The organism is Streptomyces sp. NPDC057654 (genome assembly GCF_042800135.1).
In the GTDB taxonomy this organism is placed as follows: Bacteria; Actinomycetota; Actinomycetes; order Streptomycetales; family Streptomycetaceae; genus Streptomyces.
This window is the reverse complement of sequence record NZ_JBHVHQ010001036.1, coordinates 1-2,737: the sequence shown is the minus strand read 5'-3', so window position 1 is coordinate 2,737 and position 2,737 is coordinate 1. Positions and strand designations below refer to the sequence as shown.

The following is a 2,737-nucleotide window of genomic DNA, read 5'->3' as shown; positions in this document are numbered from 1 at the left end:
GGTGCTCCGGGCCGAGAGGGGACCGGGGCTCCGAGGACGACAGGAAAGGGGCGGACCGCTACCCGGCAGCAGTATCGAAGGGACAGCGATGTCACGCGAAACCGAAGCGTCCCCTTACGCGCCGGAGAACCCCGCCGCGCGTTTCGCACCCGATCTGAGCATCGGCGCCGAGAGCACCACCCCGTACGAGGACTATGTGCACGCCTCCGTCCTCACCCACCTCCAGCAGCCGCTCTCCGACGACCCCGGCGAAATGGTCTTCCTCGTGACCACGCAGGTCATGGAGCTGTGGTTCACCGTCCTCGTCCACGAGTGGCACACCGCGGCCCAGTCGCTGCGCGAGGACGACCTGCCCGGCGCGCTGGCCGCGCTGAAGCGCTCCACATACGAGCTCGAATCGCTCAACGCGTCCTGGAAGCCCCTCGCGCACCTGACCCCCGGCGAGTTCAACTCCTACCGGGCGGCGCTCGGCGAGGGATCCGGGTTCCAGTCGGCGATGTACCGGCGGCTCGAATTCCTGCTCGGCGAGAAGTCCGCCTCCATGCTCGTACCGCACCGGGGCGCGCCGCGCGAGCTCGCGGAGCTGGAGAAGGCGATCACCGAACCGAGCCTGTACGACGAGGTGCTGTGCTATCTCGCGCGGCGCGGCCACGCCGTCCCGGCGGCGGTCCTGGACCGGGAGCCGACGGCCCGCTACGAGCCGGACGAGGCGGTCGAGCGGATCTGGCAGGACATCTACGCGGCACAGGGAGACACGGCCGGGAGCGGCGATCTGGTCCGGCTCGGCGAGGCTCTGACCGAGGTCGCCGAACTGGTCTGGCGCTGGCGCAACGACCATCTCCTCGCCACGCGCCGCGCGATGGGCGCGAAGACGGGCACCGGCGGCTCCGCCGGGGTGGCCTGGCTGGAGAAGCGCGCCGCGAAGAACGTCTTCCCCGAGCTGTGGACGGCGCGCAGCCATGTCTGACACCGGGACGGACGCCATGGAACTCCGTGCCGAGGCCGCCAAGCTCGACGAGAGCGACGAACTGCGCGGCAAGCGCGCCGAGTTCGCGGGGTACGGCCTGGACGAGGTCGTCTACCTCGACGGGAACTCCCTCGGCGCGCTGCACCGCGCCGTGCCGGGGCGGCTGGCGGAGGCCGTCGAGCACGAGTGGGGGCGGCTGCGCATCCGCTCCTGGGACGAGAGCGGCTGGTGGACCGCGCCGGAGCGGATCGGCGACCGCGTCGGCCGGCTGGTGGGCGCGGCCCCCGGCCAGATCGTGGTCGGCGACTCCACGAGCGTCAACGTCTTCAAAGCGGTCGTCGCGGCGGTGCGCATCGCCCGCGAAGCGGCCTCGGGCCACGACGGCGGCCCCGCCCGCCACGAGGTACTCGTCGACGCCGCGACCTTCCCCACCGACGGCTACATCGCCGAGTCCGCCGCCCGGATGACCGGCTGCACCGTGCGCCCGCTGCCCGCGGCGGACATCCCGGCCGCCATCGGCGCGCGGACCGCCGCCGTGCTCGTCAACCACGTCGACTACCGCACCGGCCGGCTGCACGACCTGCCCGGCACGACGGCCGCCGCGCGCGCGGCGGGGGCTCCAGTCGTGTGGGACCTGTGCCACAGCGTCGGGGCGGTGCCGGTGGACCTCGACGCGCACGGCGTGGACCTGGCGGTCGGCTGCACGTACAAGTTCCTGAACGGCGGGCCCGGTTCGCCCGCGTTCCTGTACGTGCGCCGCGACCTCCAGCCGCGCTTCGACTCGCCGCTGCCCGGCTGGAACTCGCACGCGGACCCGTTCGCCATGGCGAGCGGCTACGAGCCCGCCGAGGGCGCGGTGCGGGGCCGGGTCGGCACGCCCGACATCCTCTCGATGCTCGCCCTGGACGCGGCGCTCGACGTCTGGGACGGCGTCTCCATCACGTCCGTACGGGCCAAGAGCCTGGCGCTGACCGACTTCTTCCTGCGCTGCGCGGCCGCGTACGCGCCGGCCGGCCGGGCCGAGTCGATCACCCCGGCCGCGCACGCGGAGCGCGGCAGCCAGGTCGCGCTGCGCTGCCCGGACGCGGGCGCGGTCATGGCGGAGCTGATCCGGCGCGGCGTCGTCGGCGACTACCGCCGCCCCGACGTCCTGCGGTTCGGCTTCACCCCGCTCTACACGCGCTTCGCCGACGCCGAGCGCGCCGCGCGCGTACTGGCCGAGGTGCTGGCGGACGCGGAGGACGGCGGCGGGGCGGCGGGCTGACGATGACCGCCGATCCGGGAGCCGTCGCCGAGGAGGCCGCGCTGCTCGCGCTCGCGCCCGTACCGCCCGACCGGACGGTCCGCTACGGCCCGCACCCTTCGCAGGTCATCGACGTCCACGACGCCCGCGGAGCGCGCGGCGGCGGGCCGGAGACGGTGGTGACGCTGCTGCACGGCGGCTTCTGGCGGCAGGCGTACGACCGTACGCACCTCTCACCGGCCGCCGCCGCGCTCGCGCGGCACGGTCTCACCGTGTCGCTGGCCGAATACCGGCGGGTCGGCGGGGACGGCGGCTGGCCGGGGACGTTCGACGACGTCGTACGGGCGGTGGAGGCGGGGGCGGACCGCGGCGGGCCCGGAACGCGCCACGTGGTGGCCGGGCACTCCGCGGGCGGCCACCTCGCCCTCTGGGCCGCCTCCCGCCGCCGCCTCCCGGCGGACAGCCGCTGGGAGGAGGCGGACGGGCCGCGCATCGACCGGGTCGTCGCGCTCGCGCCCGTAGCGGAC

The 2,737-nt window shown here is 74.8% G+C and carries 3 protein-coding genes; all 3 read left to right on the top strand.

What is annotated here, in order from left to right; translation table 11 throughout:
• Positions 1-88: 88 nt before the first annotated feature.
• Positions 89-967, top strand: coding sequence for a tryptophan 2,3-dioxygenase family protein (locus ACFU99_RS40030; protein ID WP_384402596.1), 879 nt, complete (start codon positions 89-91; stop codon positions 965-967).
• A complete protein-coding gene (gene kynU, locus ACFU99_RS40025; RefSeq protein ID WP_384402593.1) occupies positions 960-2,231 on the top strand; it encodes a kynureninase in 1,272 nt (423 codons plus the stop codon). Before ACFU99_RS40030 ends, kynU begins: the two co-directional genes overlap by 8 nt.
• Positions 2,232-2,233: 2 nt before the next feature.
• Positions 2,234-2,737 (top strand): alpha/beta hydrolase (locus tag ACFU99_RS40020; protein ID WP_384402590.1); only part of this gene is annotated, 504 nt, incomplete at its 3' end.